At 73.2% G+C, this 19305-nt stretch carries 12 protein-coding genes; 10 read left to right on the top strand and 2 right to left on the bottom strand.

Annotation, left to right across the window (positions count from 1 at the left end):
- The first annotated feature begins 6 nt into the window (after window positions 1-6).
- The 9 genes from ACFY8U_RS35515 (at window position 7) to ACFY8U_RS35475 (ending at window position 15678) form a co-directional block, all read left to right on the top strand.
- A complete protein-coding gene (locus tag ACFY8U_RS35515; protein WP_389576249.1) occupies window positions 7-7539 on the top strand; it encodes an SDR family NAD(P)-dependent oxidoreductase in 7533 nt (2510 codons plus the stop codon).
- A gap of 83 nt (window positions 7540-7622) precedes the next feature.
- Window positions 7623-8555, top strand: coding sequence for an ABC transporter ATP-binding protein (locus ACFY8U_RS35510; protein ID WP_389576248.1), 933 nt, complete (start codon window positions 7623-7625; stop codon window positions 8553-8555).
- Window positions 8552-9289, top strand: coding sequence for an ABC transporter permease (locus tag ACFY8U_RS35505; protein WP_389576247.1), 738 nt, complete (start codon window positions 8552-8554; stop codon window positions 9287-9289). The genes ACFY8U_RS35510 and ACFY8U_RS35505 overlap by 4 nt, the downstream gene beginning before the upstream one ends.
- Before the next feature lie 172 nt (window positions 9290-9461).
- Window positions 9462-10064 carry a dTDP-4-dehydrorhamnose 3,5-epimerase family protein gene (locus ACFY8U_RS35500; RefSeq protein WP_220652093.1) on the top strand — a complete coding sequence of 201 codons (603 nt, stop codon included), beginning with the start codon at window positions 9462-9464 and terminating at the stop codon, window positions 10062-10064.
- Window positions 10061-11077 (top strand): NAD-dependent epimerase/dehydratase family protein, encoded by a 1017-nt coding sequence (locus ACFY8U_RS35495; RefSeq protein WP_389576246.1) that lies wholly within the window; start codon window positions 10061-10063, stop codon window positions 11075-11077. Before ACFY8U_RS35500 ends, ACFY8U_RS35495 begins: the two co-directional genes overlap by 4 nt.
- A gap of 110 nt (window positions 11078-11187) precedes the next feature.
- Window positions 11188-12444: an activator-dependent family glycosyltransferase gene (locus tag ACFY8U_RS35490; protein WP_389576245.1), complete on the top strand. Its 1257-nt coding sequence runs from the start codon at window positions 11188-11190 to the stop codon at window positions 12442-12444.
- Window positions 12445-12466: 22 nt separating this feature from the next.
- Window positions 12467-13177 (top strand): class I SAM-dependent methyltransferase, encoded by a 711-nt coding sequence (locus ACFY8U_RS35485; protein WP_361769202.1) that lies wholly within the window; start codon window positions 12467-12469, stop codon window positions 13175-13177.
- A 15-nt stretch (window positions 13178-13192) separates the two neighbouring features.
- Window positions 13193-14572: an NDP-hexose 2,3-dehydratase family protein gene (locus ACFY8U_RS35480; RefSeq protein WP_389576244.1), complete on the top strand. Its 1380-nt coding sequence runs from the start codon at window positions 13193-13195 to the stop codon at window positions 14570-14572.
- Complete coding sequence (locus ACFY8U_RS35475) at window positions 14569-15678, top strand: DegT/DnrJ/EryC1/StrS family aminotransferase (RefSeq protein WP_389576243.1); 1110 nt, start codon at window positions 14569-14571, stop codon at window positions 15676-15678. The genes ACFY8U_RS35480 and ACFY8U_RS35475 overlap by 4 nt, the downstream gene beginning before the upstream one ends.
- Before the next feature lie 21 nt (window positions 15679-15699).
- Here ACFY8U_RS35475 and ACFY8U_RS35470 read toward each other — a convergent pair whose 3' ends face one another.
- Entirely contained in the window at window positions 15700-16896 is a 1197-nt protein-coding gene (locus tag ACFY8U_RS35470) for a cytochrome P450 (protein ID WP_389576242.1), read from the bottom strand.
- A 34-nt stretch (window positions 16897-16930) separates the two neighbouring features.
- Window positions 16931-17677, bottom strand: coding sequence for a thioesterase II family protein (locus tag ACFY8U_RS35465; RefSeq protein WP_389576241.1), 747 nt, complete (start codon window positions 17675-17677; stop codon window positions 16931-16933).
- Between the two features lie 287 nt (window positions 17678-17964).
- Here ACFY8U_RS35465 and ccrA point away from each other — a divergent pair, with 287 nt between their 5' ends.
- A complete protein-coding gene (gene ccrA / locus ACFY8U_RS35460; protein ID WP_389576240.1) occupies window positions 17965-19221 on the top strand; it encodes a crotonyl-CoA carboxylase/reductase in 1257 nt (418 codons plus the stop codon).
- Window positions 19222-19305: the final 84 nt, after the last annotated feature.

Here is a 19305-nt window from a genome sequence, read left to right as displayed (position 1 = left end):
GCGGTGATGGACGCCGGGTACTGGTACGAGAGTCTGCGGTCGCTGGTCCGGTTCGACGAGGCGACGAATGCGCTGCTCGCCGACGGCCGGTCGGTCTTCCTGGAGTGCAGCCCCCACCCCGTCCTGACCCCCGGCATCGAGCAGTCGCTGGAGGCGTCCGGGCAGCCGGGCGTCACGCTGGCCACCCTCCACCGTGACCGTGGGGACGCGACACGCTGGCTGACCGCCCTGGCCGAAGCTCACGTGGCGGGCGTCCCGGTCGACTGGACCGGCGTCCTGCCCGAGGCCCGGCCCGTCGACCTCCCCACCTACGCCTTCGCGCGTGACCGCTATTGGCCCACCCCCGTCGAGCGCCCTGCTGCCGGACCGGAAGCCCAGGCGGGCACCGATCCGGCGGAGCAGGCGTTCTGGGGTGGCGTCGAGAGCGGCGACACCGAGGCCGTCGCCAAGGCCCTCGGCATCGACGCGCCGGACCTCGCCCAGGTGCTGCCCGCCCTCACCGCCTGGCGGCAGGGCCGCCGCCAGGAGACCGCCGTCGCCTCCTGGCGCTACGACGTGGCGTGGAGCCCGCTGGTCGGACTGCCGTCCACCGCGCCGACGGGGCGCTGGCTGCTGGTCCTCCCGTCGTCCGGGGCGGAAGCGGAACGCGCGACCGTGCGAACCGCGCTCGCTCGGGCGGACCTCACCGAGATCACCGCCCCCGCCGGGGCGACACGTGCCGAACTCGCTGCCGCGCTGCCGGATCCGGACGGCCTGACGGGTGTGGTCTCCCTGCTGGCGCTCGACGAGCGCCCGCACCCCGAGGGCGCTGCTCTGCCCACCGGGGCCGGCGACACCGTCACCCTGCTCCAGGCGCTCGGCGACGCGGGATCCGGCGCACCCCTGTGGTGCGTCACCCGCGGCGCGGTCGCCGTGGGCCGTGCCGACGGCGAGGTGAGCCGCGCCCAGGCCATGCTGTGGGGCCTCGGGCGCAGCGCCGCCCTGGAGCACCCCGAGCGATGGGGCGGAGTGATCGACCTGTCCGCCACCGACGCCCGGTCCGCGACCCGGCTCGGCGCGCTCCTGGCCGGCGTCGCCGAGAGCGAGGACCAGCTGGCGGTACGGCCGTCCGGAGTCTTCGCCCGTCGGGTACGGCGTGCCGCCCCGGAACCGCACCCGGTCACCGAGGCGTGGACCCCCGGCGGTCCGGTGCTCGTCACCGGCGGGACCGGTGCGCTCGGCCGCGAGGTCGCCCGCTGGCTCGCCGGACGCGGGGTCACCGAGCTGCTCCTCGTGAGCCGCTCCGGTCCCCAGGCGCCCGGCGTCGCCGAACTGGTCGCCGAGCTGGGCGAGCTCGGGGCGACGGCGACCGTCGTCGCCTGCGACGTCGCCGACCGCGAGGCCCTGGCCGCGCTGCTCGCCGAGCACCCGGTCACCGGCGTCGTCCACACCGCCGGTGTCGCGGCCACCGTGCCGCTGGCCGTCACCTCCCCGGCCGAGATCGCCGAGGCCGCCCACGCCAAGGTGCTCGGCGCGCTCCACCTGGACGACCTGCTGGGGGAGAGGGCCGAGCTGTTCGTGCTGTTCTCCTCGATCGCCGGGGTCTGGGGCAGCGGCGGGCAGGCGGCGTACTCCGCCGCCAACGCGGCCCTCGACGCACTCGCCGAACAGCGGCGGGCCCGGGGCCTGGCCGCCACGTCCGTGGCGTGGGGCGCCTGGGGCGGCAGCGGCATGGCGGCCGACCGGGAAGCCGGGGACTACCTCCGGGACCGGGGCATCACGACCATGGCACCGAGGCTGTGCCTGGCCGCGCTGTCCGCCGCCGTGGACTCCGGCCGCGCCACCGGCGTGGTCGCGGACGTCGACTGGGGCCGCTTCGCGCCCTCGTTCACCCTGCGCCGCCCGAGCCCGCTGCTGACCGACCTGCCGGAGGCGGTCGCCGCGCAGGCGGACGGCGCCGCCCCCGAGAGCGCCGGCGACGGGGCCGGCCACGAGCTGCGCGCGCGGCTCGTGGCCGCTCTCCCCGCCGACCGCACCCGCATCCTGCTCGACCTGGTGCGTACCGTCGTCGCCGGTGTGCTCGGCCACACCGGCTCCGAAGCCGTCGACCCCGACGAGGTCTTCACGGCACTGGGCATCGACTCCCTCACCGCGCTCCGCGTCCGCGACGGCCTGGCCGGGGCGACCGGACTGCGGCTTCCGGCCACCCTGGTCTTCGACCACCCCACCGCCCGGGTGGCCGCCGCCGAACTGCTCGCCCGGCTCGGCGTCACGGAGCCGGGCGCCGCACCCGTACAGGCACGGCCCGCCGCCCTCGCCGAGACGGACGACCCGGTCGTCATCGTCTCGATGAGCTGCCGCTACCCCGGCGGCGCCGACTCCCCGGAGCGCTTCTGGGAGCTGGTCGCGGCCGGGACCGACGCCATGTCGCCGTTCCCCGCGGACCGGGGCTGGGACCTGTCGGGAGCGGGCGGGTTCACCGCCGAGGGCGGATTCCTGCACGACGCCACGGAGTTCGACGCGGACCTATTCGGCATCTCGCCCCGCGAGGCCGTCGCCATGGACCCGCATCAGCGGGTGCTCCTCGAAGCCTCCTGGGAGCTGCTCGAGCGCGGAGGCATCGCGCCGACCTCCGTACGGGGCACGCGCGTCGGCGTCTTCGTCGGCGCCTCCGCCGCGGGCTACGCCATGGCCGGCGTCCTGCCGGAAGGCTCCGAGAGCCACGCCCTGACCGGCACCTCCAACAGCGTGCTGTCCGGCCGCATCTCCTACACCTTCGGGCTCGAGGGCCCGGCGGTGACCGTCGACACGGCGTGCTCGTCGTCGTTGGTGGCGCTGCACCTGGCGGCGCAGTCGCTGCGCACCGGCGAGTGCTCCATGGCGCTCGCGGGCGGCGTCACCGTGATGCCCTCGCCCGCGGTGTTCGCCGAGTTCGGCCGCCAGGGCGGCCTGGCCGGGGACGGCCGGTGCAAGGCGTTCGCGGCCGGCGCGGACGGCACGGGCTGGGGTGAGGGTGTGGGTCTGCTGCTGCTGGAGCGGCTGTCGGACGCGCGCCGCAACGGGCACGAGGTGCTCGGGGTGGTGCGGGGTTCGGCGGTGAACCAGGACGGTGCGTCGAACGGTTTGACGGCGCCCAACGGTCCTGCGCAGCAGCGGGTGGTGCGGGCGGCGCTGGCCGCGGCGGGTCTGGAGACGTCCGAGGTCGACGCAGTAGAGGCGCACGGTACGGGTACGCGGCTGGGTGACCCGATCGAGGCGCAGGCATTGCTGGCGACGTACGGACAGGACCGCGAGGAGCCGCTGTATCTGGGGTCGGTGAAGTCGAACATCGGTCACACTCAGGCTGCTTCGGGTGTCGCGGGTGTGATCAAGATGGTGGAGGCGATCCGTCGGGGTGTGCTGCCCCGGACGCTGCACGTGGACGAGCCGACGCCGCATGTGGACTGGTCGGCCGGCGCGGTGACGCTCCTTACCGAGGACCGTCCCTGGCCGGAGACGGGCCACGCCCGCAGGGCCGGCGTGTCCTCGTTCGGGATCAGCGGCACCAACGCCCACGTCCTCATCGAGGAGGCCCCGCGTGAGCCGGCGCCGCAGGTGACCCCGCCGTCCGCCGACGAGCCGGACACCGCCGCTCCGCTCGTGCTCTGGCCGATCTCGGGCCGGTCCGAGGACGCGCTGCGCGCCCAGGCCGACCGGCTCCGCTCGCACCTCGACCGCACCGGCACAGCGCTCGACCTGCGCGCTGTCGCCCGCCAACTGGCCACCGCCCGGGCCGGCCTGGAGCACCGGGCCGTCGTGCTGGCGCCCGACGCCGACGGCCTGCGTCGCGGGCTCACCGGGCTCGCCGGAACCGCCGGTGCCGTCACGGGAGCCGAGATCGTCCGCGGCGTGGCCGCGAGCGGCGACCTCGCCTTCGTCTTCTCCGGTCAGGGCGCGCAGCGCGTCGGCATGGGCCGCGAACTGTACGAGAACTACCCGGTGTTCGCCGACGCCTTCGACGCGGTCTGCGCCCACCTCGACCCGGACCTGGACCGCCCGCTGCGCGACGTCGTCCTCCATGACGCCGAAGCGCTCGGCCGCACCGCCTGGACGCAGCTCGCCCTCTTCGCCTTCGAGGTGGCCCTCTTCCGGCTGCTGGAGTCCTGGAACCTGACCCCCGACCGGCTGGCCGGGCACTCCGTGGGCGAACTCGCCGCCGCGCACGTCGCCGGCATCCTGTCGCTCGACGACGCCTGCACCCTGGTGGCCGCCCGAGCCCGGCTGATGGGGGCGCTTCCCGAGGGCGGCGCGATGGTGTCGGTGCGGATGTCCGAGGCCGAGGCGCGCTCCGCGCTCGCCGGGTACGAGGACCGCGTGGGGATCGCCGCCGTCAACACCCGCGACGAGGTCGTCCTCTCCGGCGACGCCGACATCCTGGCGGAACTGGCCGAGGAAGGCAGGCGCACCGGCCGCAGGATCCGCTCCCTGGACGTCTCGCACGCCTTCCACTCCCCGCACATGGACCCCGTGCTCGACGACTTCGCCGCCGTGGCCGAGACCCTGGAGTACGGCCCCGCCCGCATCCCGCTGATGTCCACGGTCACCGGGCTCGAGGACGACGGTGCGATGTCCACCCCGGAGTACTGGGTCCGTCAGATACGTGCCACCGTCCGCTTCTCCGACGCCGTCGGCACCCTCCTCGGCCAGGGCGTGACCCGCTTCGCCGAGATCGGCCCCGGGGCCGCGCTCACCGTCCCGGTGGAGCGGACCCTGGACCGCGCCCGTGCGCTCGACGACACCACCGCCACGCTCGCCGTGGCGCTCCAGCGCTCCGGCCGGCCGGAGCACGTCGCGCTGCTCACCGCCGTCGCCCGGCTGCACACGGCCGGCGTCCCCGTCGGCTGGGACGGGCTCCTCGGGCCCGCCACCGGGCCCCGCCCCGATCTCCCGACGTACGCCTTCCAGCGGCGCCGCTACTGGCCCGCACCGCACCCCGTCGCGGCGCGGGACGGCGAGCGGACCGGCCGCTACCAGGTGACCTGGCGCCCCCTGCCCGAGCCGGGCCGGGCCGTGCCCCACGGCACCTGGCTCGCGGTGGGCGCCGCCGGCGGCAGCGCCGCCGCCCTGATCGCGCAACTGCGCGAGCAGGGAATGCGGGTGGCCGAGGTCCCCGACACGGGGGACAGCAGGCAGGCGTACGCCGAGGCGCTGCGGACAGCCCACGACGAGGCGACCGCGGTCACCGGGGCCCACGACGAAGCGTTCGCGGTCACCGGTGTGCTCTGCCTCGCCGAGGAACCCGCCACCGTCCTCGCCCTCGCCCAGGCACTCGACGACATCGCGGCGGACGCCCGCCTGTGGTGCCTGACCACGGGCGCCGTCGCCACCGGCCCGGCCGACCCGCCCGCCGACCCCGCCCGCGCCGCCGTCTGGGGACTGGGCCGCACCCTGGGCCTGGAGGCTCCCCACCGCTGGGGCGGCCTGGTGGACCTGCCCGCGAACCCGGACACGAGGACCGCGGCGCGCCTGGCCGCGCTACTCGCCGCCGGTACGTCGGGCGAGGACCAGATCGCCCTGCGGGCCACCCCCATGGCCCGCAGGGTCACCACCGCCCCGCCGCCCGCCGGGGCCGCGCCCTGGCAGCCCTCGGGCACCGTGCTGGTCACCGGCGGAACCGGCCGGCGCGGCCGGACGCTGGCCACGGCGCTCGCCGCGCACGGAGCCGGACATCTGGTGCTGCTCAGCCGCCGGGGCGCCGACGCACCCGGCGCCCGCGAGTTCGCCGAGAGCCTGCCCGTCGAGGTCACCTTCGCCGCCGCGGACGTCACCGACCGGGCCGCCGTCGCCGAAGTGCTGGCGGCGATCCCCGCCGACCGGCCGCTCACCGCCGTGGTCCACGCGGTGGGCGCGGAGGCGGACACCCCGTGGACGAAGCTGCGCCCGGGCGACCTGCGCGCGTCGGCCGCGGCCGACGGCGCCCAGGTGCTGCACGACGTGACGGGCGACCTGGCCACCGGCCTGGAGGCGTTCGTCCTGATCTCCTCGGGAACAGGCGTCTGGGGCGGCACGGGAGCCGCGGCACGCTCCGCCGCGAGCGCCCGGACGGACGCCCTCGCCGCGTACCGCCATTCCCTCGGTCTGCCCGCGACCTCGGTCTCCTGGGGGCCGTGGGCGACGGGCGAGGAGGACCCGGCCGCCCCGCGTCCCGCCCTGCGCCCGCTGGATCCCGCCACCGTCTGGGCCGCCCTGGCCGAGGCGGTGGCAGCGCCGGCGCCCTGCGCCGTCGTCGCCGACGTCGACTGGGGACGCTTCCACCCCGCCTACACCCTGGCCAGGCACCGCCCGCTGTTCGACGAACTCCCCGAAGTCCAGCGCCTGTTGGCCGCATCGGGTACTTCGGCCCTGGCACCGGACGCGGAAGCGGGACCCGGCCTCACCGGGCCGGACCGGCAGCGGGTGGGGCTCGATCTCGTCCGTACGACGGCCGCCACCGTGCTCGGGCACACCGACACCACGTCCGTCACCCCCGACCGCCCGTTCCTGGAGCTGGGTGTCGACTCGGTCGCCGCGCTGGAGATCCGCGACACGCTGGAGCTGGCCACGGGCCTGTCGCTGCCGGGCACCCTCGTCTTCGACCACCCCACGCCCGCCGCCCTCGCCCGCCACCTCGTCGGCGGTACGGCCGCCGACGGCGGCACCGCCCCGGCCGGGACGGCGCCCGCCCCGGTGCTCGGCATCTCGCCCACCGACCGCAACCCGGTCGGCCTGCTCGACTCCCTCTACCGGGAGGCCGTGCGCACCGGGCGGATCCAGGAGTTCCTCGAACTGGTCGGCGAGACGGCGAAGTTCCGGCCCATGGCCGACGACGTGCCCGAGGCGGGCGGACCGGCGGTGCTCACCACCCTCGCCGACGGCCCGGCGCCCGAGCTGCTGGTCTGCGTCAGCGGCCTGACGGCCGGCGGCGGTCCGCACGAGTTCGCGCGGCTGGCCGCACCGCTGCGCGGCGCACGCCGCGTGGCCGCGGTGCCCGTCCTCGGCTACGGCCGCGGCGAGCTGCTGCCCGCGACCCCCGAAGTCGCACTGGACTGGCAGGCGCAGGGCGTCCTCGCGCACGCCAAGGACACCCCGGTCGTCCTCTTCGGGCACTCCGGAGGCGCGCTGCTTGCCCACCGGCTGGCGGTGCGCATGGCCGAACTGGGGGCCCCGCCTGCGGGGTTGGTGCTGGCGGACGTCTACGCTCTGGACGACCCACTGATGGTGGAGTGGAACGCCGAGCTTTCCGAGGGGGTCTTCGACCGGGTGGAGCAGTTCGTCGCCATGGACGACAGCCGTCTCACCGCGATGGCCTGGTACGGCAACCTGTTCTGGACGAACCCGGATCCCGACACCCGCTTCCCGACTCTTCTGCTGCGTGCCACACAGCCGCTGCGCGAGCCCGCCGACGGCCGTGACTGGCGCAGCGCGTGGAAGGCCGCCCGCGACGTCGTCGACGTACCGGGCGACCACTTCACGATGATGGCCGAGCACGTCGGGACGACGGCTCGCGCAGTCCACCGGTGGATCGGGGAACTCCCCCGATGACCACCGTGAACCCCCACCACACCGACAGTCCGGCCGGCCCCGCCGGGAGCGTCCGGAAGCGCCCGTTCCATGGAGGAACCCCGATGACCATCCAACCGCTGGCCCGTGCGATCGGGGTGACCCGGCGCTACGGCGAGACGACCGCCGTGGACGGCATATCCCTCGACATACCGGCCGGACAGCTGATCGGCCTGCTCGGCCCCAACGGCGCCGGCAAGAGCACCCTCATCAACCTCTTCACCGGGCTGCGCAAGCCCACGCAGGGCAGGGTCGAGCTGTTCGGCCGCGACCCCCGGCACGTGGAGGCCCGCCGCCGGATGGGCATGACCCCGCAGGAGACCGGCCTGCCCGAGACCCTCAAGGCCACCGAGGTCATGGACTTCGTGGCGGCGCACTTCACGCGCTCCGCCGACACGAAGGAGCTGCAGGAGCGGTTCGGCATCACCGAGTTCGCCGGCCGCCAGGTCGGCGGCCTCTCCGGTGGCCAGAAGCGACGCCTGGCCATCGCGCTCGCGTTCGTCGGCGAACCCGACCTGGTGTTCCTGGACGAGCCGACCACCGGCCTTGACGTCGAGGCCCGCCGCACGCTGTGGGACGGCATCCGCGCCTTCCACCAGGGCGGCGGCACGGTCGTCCTGACCAGCCACTACCTCGACGAGGTGGAGGAGCTCGCCGAACGCGTCGTGATCATCGACCAGGGCCGCTGCGTCGCCGACGACAGCGTCGCGTCGCTGCGCCGGGTGAGCGGCCTGCGCCGGGTCACCGTGCGGATGGCCGAGGTACCCGATCTTCCCGGCCTCGTCGCCGTCGAGCGGGAGGGCGACCGGGTGCACCTGATCTCCCAGGACTCCGACCAGATGGTGCGCGACCTCGTCGCCTCCGGCGCGCCCTTCGACGAACTCGACGTCAGCGCCGGGTCCCTGGAGGACGCCTTCCTCGCACTGCTCGGCCGCAACCGGGACGCGGCCCCGATCACCGACGAAACCAAGGCCGTCGCGGAGGCGATCGCACGATGAACACCACTCTCGCCTATGTCAAGTTCGAGATCCTGGAGGCCGTCCGCATCCCCGCGGTCTTCTTCGGACTGCTCTTCATGCCCGCCGGCGGCATGTTCGTGTTCGTCGTCCCCACACTGGGCTCCGACCCCGCGACGGCGACCATGGGCACGGCCTCCATGTGCCTCTTCGCGGTGCTCATCATCTGCTCCGCGCAGTACGGGATGGGCATCGCCGACGCCCGGATGAAGCCCTGGGGAGGGTACGTCCGCACACTGCCCGGCGGACCGGTGCCGCGCATGGTCTCCATGGTGACGCTGAGCCTGCTGATGACCCTGCTCGGTGCGATCCCGCTGATCCTGGTCGCCGCCATCGGCACCGAGGCCAGTGTCTCCCCGGGGCAGCTCCTGCTCGGACTGCTGGCCCTGATGCTCGCGGTGGTGCCCTTCGCGCTCTTCATGCTGGCCATCGGGTACGCCGTCAACCCCTACCTGGTGGCCATGCTGACCAGCATCACCCCGCTCGTCCTGGTCGTGCTCGGCGGCCTGCTCGCCGACCCGTACGCGACGGACGGCTTCATCGCCACCGTCGCTCCCTACACCCCGGTCCGCGGCGCCGCGGAACTGGTGTGGGCGGCGGTGAGCGACTACACCCCGCAGCCCGCCTCGCTGATCGCGCAGGGCGTCTGGACCGTCCTCCTCGCCTTCATCGCGTTCCGTGCCTACCGCGCCGACGAGGGCCGCCGCTTCCGCTGAGCACGCGCCACCACCCCCGTCACCCGCACCGGTGTGCACCCGCACCACGCCACCCACACCCCCCACCCGCACCGCCCCACCCGCACCGCGTGCCCCCGTCCGTTCAACCGTGAGGTCTGCCGTGCCCGAAGCCCCGTCCGCCACCGCGCGCGACGCCGCCGTCACCGGCTCCATGTCCGTCCGACCCCTGCGAGTGGAAGGCGCCTACGCCTTCACCCCGAAGGTCTTCCCCGACAGCCGGGGCGCCTTCCTCTCGCCGTACCAGGAACCGGCGTTCACCGCCGCCCTCGGCCACCCGCTCTTCCCCGTCGCCCAGACCAACCACAGCGTCTCCGCCCGTGACGTGGTGCGCGGCGTCCACTACACCCTCACGCCGCCCGGCGCGGCGAAGTACGTCTACTGCGCGCGTGGCAGCGCCATCGACATCGTGGTGGACGTCCGCGTCGGCTCGCCCACCTTCGGCGCCTGGGACTCGGTGCTGCTCGACCAGACCGACCACCGCGCCGTGTACTTCCCGCTCGGCCTCGGCCACGCCTTCATCTCGCTCGAGGACGACACGGTCATGTCGTACATGGTCTCCAGCAGCTACGTCCCCGAGCACGAGCTGGCCCTCACGGTCCTGGACCCCGCGCTCGGCCTGCCGCTGCCGGACCGTGACCGGATGGTCCTCTCCGACCGCGACTCGGTCGCCCCCACCCTGGCCGAGGCGGCGGAGGCCGGGACACTGCCGGTGTACGAGCAGTGCCGGCAGATCGAGAAGGCGATGTACGCATGACGGCCCGCCCCGGCGGCGACGGCCGTCCCCTGGTCGTGGTGCTCGGCGCGTCCGGCTTCATCGGCTCGCCGCTCACCCGTGCCCTGGCCGCCAGACCCGTCCGGCTGAGACTGGTGGCCCGCCGCGAGACCCCCGTCCCCGCCGGGGCGGTCGCCGACATCGAGGTCCGCACGGCGGACCTCGCCGCGCCGGGCGCGATCGCCGATGCCGTCGACGGGGCCGACGCCGTCTTCCACCTGGTCGCGGCCACCGAGGCGGGCTGGCGGGTCACCGAGGACGACCTCGCCGCCGAGCGGCTGAACGTCGGCCTGGTCCGCGACCTCGCCGCGGCGCTCGGGGCCGGAAGCCGGGGAGCACGGCGCCCCGTCGTGGTCTTCCCCAGCACGACCACCCACCTGGGCGCCGGCCCCGGCGGGGCGGTCGACCCGGGCGACGTGAAGAGCCCGTACGTACGGCAGAAACTGCTCGCCGAGAACGTGCTCGCGCACGCCGCCGCCGAGGGCGTACTGTGCAGCGTCTCGCTCTGCCTGCCCACGGTCTTCGGCCACGGCCCCGCCACCACCGCTCCCGACCGCGGCGTGGTCGCCGCCATGACCCGCCGCGCCCTGGCCGGCGAGCCGCTCACCGTCTGGGGCGACGGCTCGGTCCGCCGCGACCTGGTCTACGTCGACGACGTCGTGGAGGCCCTGCTGGCCGCCCACGACCATGCCGACCGGCTCTCCGGCAGCTACTGGGAGATCGGCACCGGCACCGGCGTCACCCTGCTCTCCCTCTTCACCGGCGTCGCCGAGGCCGTCGCCGCGCAGACCGGAAACCCGGCCGTCCCCGTCGTGACCGTGCCCCCGCCCGACCACGCCGACCCGGCCGACAGCGAGGACGTGGTGGTCGACCCGAGGCCCTTCCACGCGGTCACGGGCTGGAGCGCGCGGGTGGAGCTGAAGGACGCGCTGCGACGCACCGCCGCCGCGCTGGCGCCGGCGCCGGCGCACTGGGGTGGAGCAGGCCAGGTGTAGGGGCCGTAGGGGGTGTTCGGCGCGTACGACCAGTCCCTATGTTCCTGCCGAGTACACCACCTCAGTGAACCCGGTCCGTTCCCGTCAACGGTCCCGTCTGGAGGACGGCAATGCGCATTCTCTTCGTGGCACATGCGGAGAAGACGCACTTTTTCAGCATGGTGCCCCTGGCGTGGGCGCTGCGCACAGCGGGCCACGAGGTCAGGGTCGCCACCCAGCCGGAGATGGCGGAGACCGTCACCAGGACCGGGCTGACGGCGGTGCCGCTCGGCGGCGACCACCGGTGGAAGCAGGTCATGGAGGCCAGCCAGGACGAAGGCTGGGGGGCCCGCGTCGCCGAAGCCGTCACGCGCTCGGCGGACCTGGGCCACGAGGAGCTCTTCCGCTTCTTCGACGAGACCACCTCCCGGTACTTCCGCACCGTCAACAACGACGACTTCACCGACGCACTGGTCGACCACGCCCGCTGGTGGCAGCCCGACCTGATCGTGTGGGAGCAGTTCACCTGGGCGGGAGCAGTCGCCGCCCAGGTCACCGGCGCGGCGCACGCCCGCATGCTGTGGGGGGCGGACGTCGTGACCCGCTCCCGCAACGACTTCCTGGACCGCCTCGCGGAGCTCCCCGAGGACCAGCGGACCGACCCGCTGCGCGACTGGCTCACCGAGTCGCTCGCGCGGCACGGCGCGGCCTACGACGAGACCGTCGCCAACGGACAGTGGACGATCGACGTCAGCCCGCCCGGCCACCGCATCGACAACGGCCTGCCGGTGGTCGGCGTGCGCTACATCCCGTACAACGGGCAGGCAGAGCTTCCCGAATGGCTCGCCGCCGAGCCGTCCAAGCCCCGCGTCGCCGTCACCGCCGGCATCTCCGTACGCGGCTACTTCGGCTTCGACATGTTCAGCATCGGCGCCCTCCAGGCCTTCGCCGACCTCGACATCGAGCTGATCGCCACCCTGCTGCCGGCCCCGGGGGAGTCGGCGGACATGGCACCGGACAACGCCACCGTCATGGACTTCGTACCCATGCAGGGCCTGCTGCCGACCTGTTCGGCCGTGATCCACATCGGCGGAGCGGGCGTCCAGTCCACCGCCGCCTACTACGGCGTCCCACAGCTGATCCTGCCCGGCTTCTGGGACACGGTCGTACGCGCCGACCTCGTCGAGCGGTCCGGCGCGGGCATCTCCCTGCCGCCGGGCCAGGTCACACCCGAGGGCGTGCGCGAGTCCCTCGTACGACTCCTCGAGGACCCGTCGTTCCGCACGGGAGCCGAGGCGCTCCGCAAGGACCTGCTGTCCGCGCCCTCGCCCAACGAAGTCGTCCCGGTCCTCGAGGACCTCACCGCCCGCCACAAGAGCGCAGTCTGAGCAGTCCGAGGGGACCACAGCCGTGTACGGTGCAGAATTCGCCGAGATCTACGACCTGATCCACCAGGGCCGGGGCAAGGACTACGCCCGCGAGGCGCAGTTCGTCGCCGGCCTCGCCCGCGAGAAGGCCCCGGCCGCCACCTCGCTGCTGGACGTGGCCTGCGCCACGGGCTCGCACCTGGGTGCCTTCGCCGAGACGTTCGAGACGGTCGCGGGCGTGGAACTGTCCGCGCCCATGGTCGAGGTGGCCCGTCGCAAGCTGGGGGACACCGTCCACCAGGGCGACATGCGCGACTTCGACCTCGGGGCCCGGTTCTCCGTCGTCACCTGCATGTTCGGCTCCATCGGCCACGCCATGACAGAGCCCGAACTCGTCGCCACCCTGAGGCGGTTCGAGGCACACCTCGAAGACGGCGGCGTGATCGTCGTCGACCCCTGGTGGTTCGACGACACCTTCACCCCGGGCCATGTGGCGGGCGACGTGTGCACCGTGGACGGGCTCACCATGGCCCGCGTCTCCCACGCCACCCGCCAGGACGACAAGTCCCGTATGGAGGTCCACTACACCGTCGCGGGCCCGGACGACGGCATCCGGCACTTCGTCGAGACCTACCTGGCACGCCTCTACACCAGGGAGCAGTACGAGAAGGCCTTCGCAGAGGCCGGTCTGACCGCCGAGTACCTGCCCGGGGTGCAGAACGGCCGCGGACTGTTCCTCGCCGTACGCGCCTGACCGGGCCGGAACGACATGACACAGGTGACCGAACAGGCACCCGCCACGCCGTTCGCCGAGTCGGCCCGGGCCGTCGACGGCGTCGTGACGGACACGGCGGCCTTCGACGCCTGGCTCGCCGACTGCCGCGACCGCTTCCACACCACCGTCGAACTCCGCCCGCTGGACGCGCTGCAGGGATGGTCGGTGGACCCGCACACCGGGGACGTCGGCCACTCCAGCGGCCGGTTCTTCGCCGTACGCGGCCTCGACGTGCAGGTCCCGGGCGCCGCCGTGGAACGCTGGCAGCAGCCCATCATCAGCCAGCCCGAGGCCGGCATCCTCGGCATCCTCGTCAAGGAGTTCGACGGGGTGCCGCACTGCCTGATGCAGGCCAAGGCGGAGCCCGGAAACATCAACGGCATCCAGCTCTCGCCGACCGTCCAGGCGACCCGGAGCAACTACAGCGGCGTGCACCGCGGCAAAGCCGTCCCCTACCTCGAATACTTCCGCGACACCGCTTCCCACCGGGTGCTCGCCGACGTCCTCCAGTCCGAGCAGGGCGCCTGGTTCCACCGCAAACGCAACCGCAACCTGATCGTCGAGACCACCGATCCGGTCGAGGTCCTCGACGGCTTCTGCTGGCTGACCCTGGGACAGCTCCACACCCTGCTGCTCCAGGACGACCTGGTCAACATGGACACCCGTACGGTGCTGTCCTGCTTCCCCACGGCCGCCCCCACGCCGGCCGAGTCCGGACCGTCGTACGGAGAACTCCTGCGCTGGATCACCGAGGAGCGCACCCGCCGCGAACGCCACGTCCGCGAGATCCCGCTGAACTCCGTCACCGGCTGGCAGCTCCGCGACGGCCGCGTCACCCACCGGGACGGACTCTTTTTCGACGTCGTCGGAGTCTCGGTGGAGGCAGCCGGCCGCGAGGTCGGCCGCTGGGACCAGCCGCTGCTCGCCCCACGCGGCACCGGACTGGTGGCGCTGCTGGTCCGCGAGATCGACGGAGTGCCGCACGCCCTGCTGCACGCCCGGGTCGAAGCAGGCCACCTCGACGTCCTCGAACTCGCCCCCACCGTGCAGTGCACCCCGCAGACCTACGCGCACCTGCCCCCCGAGGCCCGCCCCCGCTTCCTCGACACCGTGCTGACCGCGCCGGAGGAGAACGTCCTCTTCAGCGCCGTCCACTCCGAGGAAGGCGGACGCTTCCTGCACGCCCGCAACCGCTACGTGATCGTCGAGGCCGACGCCGGCCTCTCCCTCGCGGACTGCCCCGACTACCGCTGGACGGCGCTCCACGACACGGCCGCGCTGCTCCGCCACAGCCACTACCTCAACATCCAGGCCCGCTCCATCCTCGCCTGTCTACACGGCCTGGCCGGCCGGGAGGGAAAAGAGACGTCATGACCCTGCGCGTATGGGACTACCTCGACGAGTACGAGGCGGAGCGCGAGGACATCCTCGACGCGGTGGACCAGGTCTTCCGGTCCGGACAACTGGTCCTCGGACCCTCCACCACCGGCTTCGAGAAGGAGTTCGCCGCCTACCACGGGCTGGCGCACGGCGTCGGCGTGGACAACGGCACCAACGCCCTCGTCCTCGCCCTGCGCGCCCTGGGCGTCAAACCGGGCGACGAGGTCATCACGGTCTCCAACACCGCGGCGCCCACGGTCATCGCCATCGACCAGGTCGGCGCCACCCCCGTCTTCGTGGACGTGCGCGAGAGCGACTACCTGATGGACACCGCCCAGGCAGAGGCCGCGGTCACCCCGCGCACCCGCTGCCTGCTCCCCGTCCACCTCTACGGCCAGTGCGCCGACCTCGCCCCGCTGGAGAAGCTCGCCGCCCGCTACGACCTGGCGCTCCTCGAGGACTGCGCCCAGTCGCACGGAGCCCGGCAGAACGGCCGCCTCGCCGGCACCACCGGCAAGGCCGCGGCGTTCTCCTTCTACCCGACGAAGGTGCTCGGCGCCTACGGCGACGCCGGCGCGGTCGTCACCGACGACGCGGCCACCGACGCCGCACTGCGCCGATACCGCTACTACGGCATGGAGCGGCGCTACTACGTCGAGCAGACCCCGGGCCACAACTCCCGCCTGGACGAGGTGCACGCCGAGATCCTGCGCCGCAAGCTGCGCCGGCTCGACGGCTACATCGAGGCCCGGCGCCGCGTCGCGGCCCGCTACGCCGAAGCGCTCGCGGACACCGACCTCGTCCTGCCGCAGATCGTCTCCGGCAACGACCACGTCTACTACCTCTACGTCGTCAGGCACCCGCGCCGCGACGCCATCATCGAGGCGCTGCGCCCGCTCGGCGTCGAGCTCAACATCAGCTACCCCTGGCCGGTCCACACGATGACCGGCTTCGCCCACCTCGGGCAGCCCGAGGGTTCGCTGCCGGTCACCGAGGCACTGGCCGGCGAGATCTTCTCCCTGCCGATGTACCCCTCGCTCTCCGAGGAGCGACAGGACAAGGTGATCGCCGCACTGCGCGAGGTACTGCGCACGCTCTGACGCCGCACCGGTGCGGGGCGCTCAGTGCGTGAGGCGCAGCGGTAGCTCCAGCAGGCCGTGCAGGTTGAAGTGCTTGTTGACCGGCAGGTCCTCGCGCACCAGCTCGATCTTCCCGTAGCGCTCCAGCAGATGGGAGAAGACGGTCGCGGCCTCAAGCCGCCCCAGGACCGCTCCCAGACAGAAGTGCGGACCCGCACTGAACGCCAGCGTCTTCGGCTCGGTGCGGGCCAGGTCCAGCCGGTCGGGGTCGGGGTAGCGCTCCGGGTCCCGCCCGGCCGCGTCCAGCAGCCCCATGACATGAGCCCCCTTCGGGATGAGCTTCCCTCCGATCTCCAGGTCGGCGGTGGCGATCCGGGTGGCCAGCGTGACCGGCGGGTCGAAGCGGGCCAGCTCGTCCACGGCCGTCGACATCAGCGACGGGTCCGCCCGCAGCGCCTCCAGCGCCTCCGGCTGCTTCAGCAGAGCCAGCATGCCGTTGCCGATCAGGTTCACGGTGGTCTCATGACCGGCGTTGAAGATGAGCAGGATGTTGGCGACGATCTCGTCCTCGGTGAGCTGCTCGCCGTCCTCCGCCTGCATCAGCACCGACAGCAGGTCGTGCTCCGGGTCGGCGCCGCGCCGGGACGCCATCAGATCCAGCAGATACCTGCGGAACTCCGGCTCGGCCTTGTTCATGGCGATCCGCCGGCTGGGCGAGACGTCCGGGTCCAGGACGTAACCCACCTTGTCCGTCCAGTCCCGGCAGCGCGCCCGGTCCTCGACGGGGATACCGAGCAGCTCCCCGACCACCGCGACCGGCATCGGCAGCGCCAGGTCGCGGATCAGGTCCACCTCGCCGTCGCCCATGGCGTCGAGCAGACCGTCCACGATCTCCGTGATGCGCGGCCGCAGCCGGTCGATGAAGCGTGGCGTGAACACCCGCGCGATCAGCTTGCGCAGCCGCCGGTGGTCCGCTCCGTCCTGCAGCAGCAGCCACTTGTCCACGCTGCGCATCACGGGGCAGGTCGGCCCGCCCCGCGTCATCGCCCAGCCCGGCTCCTTGGGGAACGCGCTCGAGGAGTGCGGGGAGCGCAGCAGCGCGGACACGTCGTCGTAGCGGGTGAGCACCCAGTAGCCCAGCGGCGTACGGTGCACCGGATCTGTCTCCCGCAGCCGCCGGTAGTACCCGAACCGGTCGGCGGCCAGGGCGGGGTCGTTCAGGTCGTACAGCGCGCTCATGCCTTCGCTCCCTGTGCGTCGGTGGACTGCCGGCTCAGCTCTTGGTGAGCGCGGTACGGATCACGTCCAGCACCCGCGCGCTGTGGTCGAGCAGGAAGAAGTGCCCGCCGGACAGGACCTCCATCGCGAAGGGGCCGGTGGTGTGCCGCGCCCAGGCCTCGACCTCGGGGATGTGCGCCTTCGGGTCGGCGTCGCCGATCAGCGCGGTGACGGGGCAGCTCAGCGGCTCGCCCTGCTTCCACTCGTACGTCTCGGCGGCACGGTAGTCGTTACGGACGGAGGGGAGCGCCATCCGCATGATCTCCTCGTCCTGCAGCAGCCGGCTGTCCGTACCGGCCAGCGCGCGCACCTCGGCGAGCAGACCGTCGTCGTCACGCTGGTGCACGGTCTCGTGGCGCGTCGCCGAGGGCGCGCGGCGGCCGGAGACGAAGACGTGGGCCGCGGGCCGGCCGGCCTCCATCAGCTGGGCCAGCTCGAAGGCGACGGTGGCGCCCATGCTGTGCCCGAGCAGCGCCGTCGGCTTGTCGTCCAGCTGACCGAGCACCTCGTGGATGCGCAGGGCGAGTTCGGGAAGGTTGTCGATGCACGGCTCATGACGGCGGTCCTGGCGACCCGGGTACTGGATCGCGACGACATCCACCTCCGGAGACAGCGCCCTCGCCACCGGGAGCCAGAAGCTCGCCGAGCCGCCGGCATGCGGCAGGCACACGAGCCGGATCGGCGCGGCCGGGGCGGGCGCGTAGGCGCGGACCCAGGTCGAGGTGGTGTCGTGAATCGTCATGTGGTCGTCCACTTCTCGCGTGCGGAAAGGCTGCCGTGATGCCAGCACCTCGCGGGCGCGCGGACAAGGGGGAGCCGGGGGAACAGGGGCAGCCGGCGCCGGATGTCAGGGGGCGACCGGCCCCGCCGCGCCCGCGGGCCCCCAGGACTGGGGTTCCGGCGGGCCAGTAGGGGGTGTCCAGGCCCCAGGGCGGTGAGTAGCGTCCCGCTCCGCATGAGTGTCAACAATGAGGCAGATCCGAATCGGGCCGGCACCCGCGTGCGCCGGCGCCGGGTGAGGGGGCGACCGTGTCACAACCGCTGTACGAGCTGGGCGACCCCCCGCCGCTGGGCGTGGTGCCGGAGCAGATGTACGCGAACGTGATCCGCCAGGACCGCTTCGGGCCGCCCGCCAAGGCGATGCAGACCGAGGTCATGCCCGTGCCCCTGCCCGGGCGCGGCGAGGTCCTCGTCTACGTGATGGCCGCGGGCATCAACTACAACAACGTGTGGGCCTCCCTCGGGGAGCCCATCGACGTGATCGCCATGCGGCAGAAACTGCACGGCGCCACCGAGGACTTCCACATCGGCGGCACCGACGCCTCCGGCGTGGTCTGGGCCGTGGGCGAGGGCGTGACGCAGTTCAAGGTGGGCGACGAGGTCGTCACCTCCGGCGCGATCTGGGACGAGACCGCCGACGACATCCGGATGGGTGTCGACCCCCTCGCGTCGAAGTCCCTGACCGCGTGGGGCTACGAGTCCAACTACGGCTCCTTCGCCCAGTTCACGCGCGTCAAGGAACAGCAGTGCCACCCGAAGCCCGCGAACCTCTCCTGGGAACGGGCGGGCAGCTTCCTGGTGACCGGCGCGACGGCCTACCGCCAGCTGACCAGCTGGGCGCCGCACGACGTGCGGCCCGGCGACCCGGTGCTGATCTGGGGTGGCTCGGGCGGCATCGGATCGGCCGCCATCCAGGTCACGAACCTGCGCGGCGGCATCCCGATCGCCGTCGTCTCCAGCGAGGAGCGCGCGAAGTACGCCCTCGACCTCGGTGCCAAGGGCGTCATCGACCGCACCGAGTTCAACCACTGGGGGCGGCTGCCCGACCTCGACGACAAGGCCGCGGCGAAGGCATGGACCGCCGAGGTCCGCCGCTTCGGCGCGAAGTTCTGGGAGGTGCTCGGCGAGCGCCGCAACCCGCGGATCGTCGTGGAGCACCCCGGCGAGGAGACCCTGCCGACCTCGATGTTCGTGTGCGACAACGGGGGCATGGTCGTCATCTGCGGTGGCACCAGCGGATACAACGGCGACCTGGACCTGCGCTACCTCTGGATGCGCAGCAAGCGGCTGCAGGGCTCGCACGGCTCGAACACCCGCGAGAACCGGGCCGTCATCCGGCTCATGTCCGAGGGCCGCCTCGACCCGTGCATCACCTGGTGCGGCACCTTCGACGACATCGCCGAGGGCCACCAGATGCTCTACGAGAACCGCCAGGGCACCGGCAACTTCGCCGTCCTCGTCAACGCCACGTCGCACGGGCTGACCACGCTGTCTGGGGTCGGCTAGGGGTTGCCGGGTACGGATCACCGCTTCCTACGATGGCGCGTCGTCGGTGCCGGCCGAGACCATCCCTGAGCGGTGGAGAACTCG

It is taken from the genome of Streptomyces sp. NPDC012508 (genome assembly GCF_042902595.1).
Taxonomy (GTDB): Bacteria; Actinomycetota; Actinomycetes; order Streptomycetales; family Streptomycetaceae; genus Streptomyces.
Note: the sequence above shows the minus strand (reverse complement) of the source record. Positions and strands in the feature narration are given on the sequence as shown.

Excerpts from the sequence above, each read along its gene's own strand:
- ACFY8U_RS35515 (WP_389576249.1), top strand. The coding sequence starts at position 7 with ATGGACGCCGGGTACTGGTACGAGAGTCTGCGGTCGCTGGTCCGGTTC.
- ACFY8U_RS35510 (WP_389576248.1), top strand. The coding sequence starts at position 7,623 with ATGACCATCCAACCGCTGGCCCGTGCGATCGGGGTGACCCGGCGCTAC.
- ACFY8U_RS35505 (WP_389576247.1), top strand. The coding sequence starts at position 8,552 with ATGAACACCACTCTCGCCTATGTCAAGTTCGAGATCCTGGAGGCCGTC.
- ACFY8U_RS35500 (WP_220652093.1), top strand. The coding sequence starts at position 9,462 with ATGTCCGTCCGACCCCTGCGAGTGGAAGGCGCCTACGCCTTCACCCCG.
- ACFY8U_RS35495 (WP_389576246.1), top strand. The coding sequence starts at position 10,061 with ATGACGGCCCGCCCCGGCGGCGACGGCCGTCCCCTGGTCGTGGTGCTC.
- ACFY8U_RS35490 (WP_389576245.1), top strand. The coding sequence starts at position 11,188 with ATGCGCATTCTCTTCGTGGCACATGCGGAGAAGACGCACTTTTTCAGC.
- ACFY8U_RS35480 (WP_389576244.1), top strand. The coding sequence starts at position 13,193 with ATGACACAGGTGACCGAACAGGCACCCGCCACGCCGTTCGCCGAGTCG.
- ACFY8U_RS35475 (WP_389576243.1), top strand. The coding sequence starts at position 14,569 with ATGACCCTGCGCGTATGGGACTACCTCGACGAGTACGAGGCGGAGCGC.
- ACFY8U_RS35470 (WP_389576242.1), bottom strand. The coding sequence starts at position 16,896 with ATGAGCGCGCTGTACGACCTGAACGACCCCGCCCTGGCCGCCGACCGG.
- ACFY8U_RS35465 (WP_389576241.1), bottom strand. The coding sequence starts at position 17,677 with ATGACGATTCACGACACCACCTCGACCTGGGTCCGCGCCTACGCGCCC.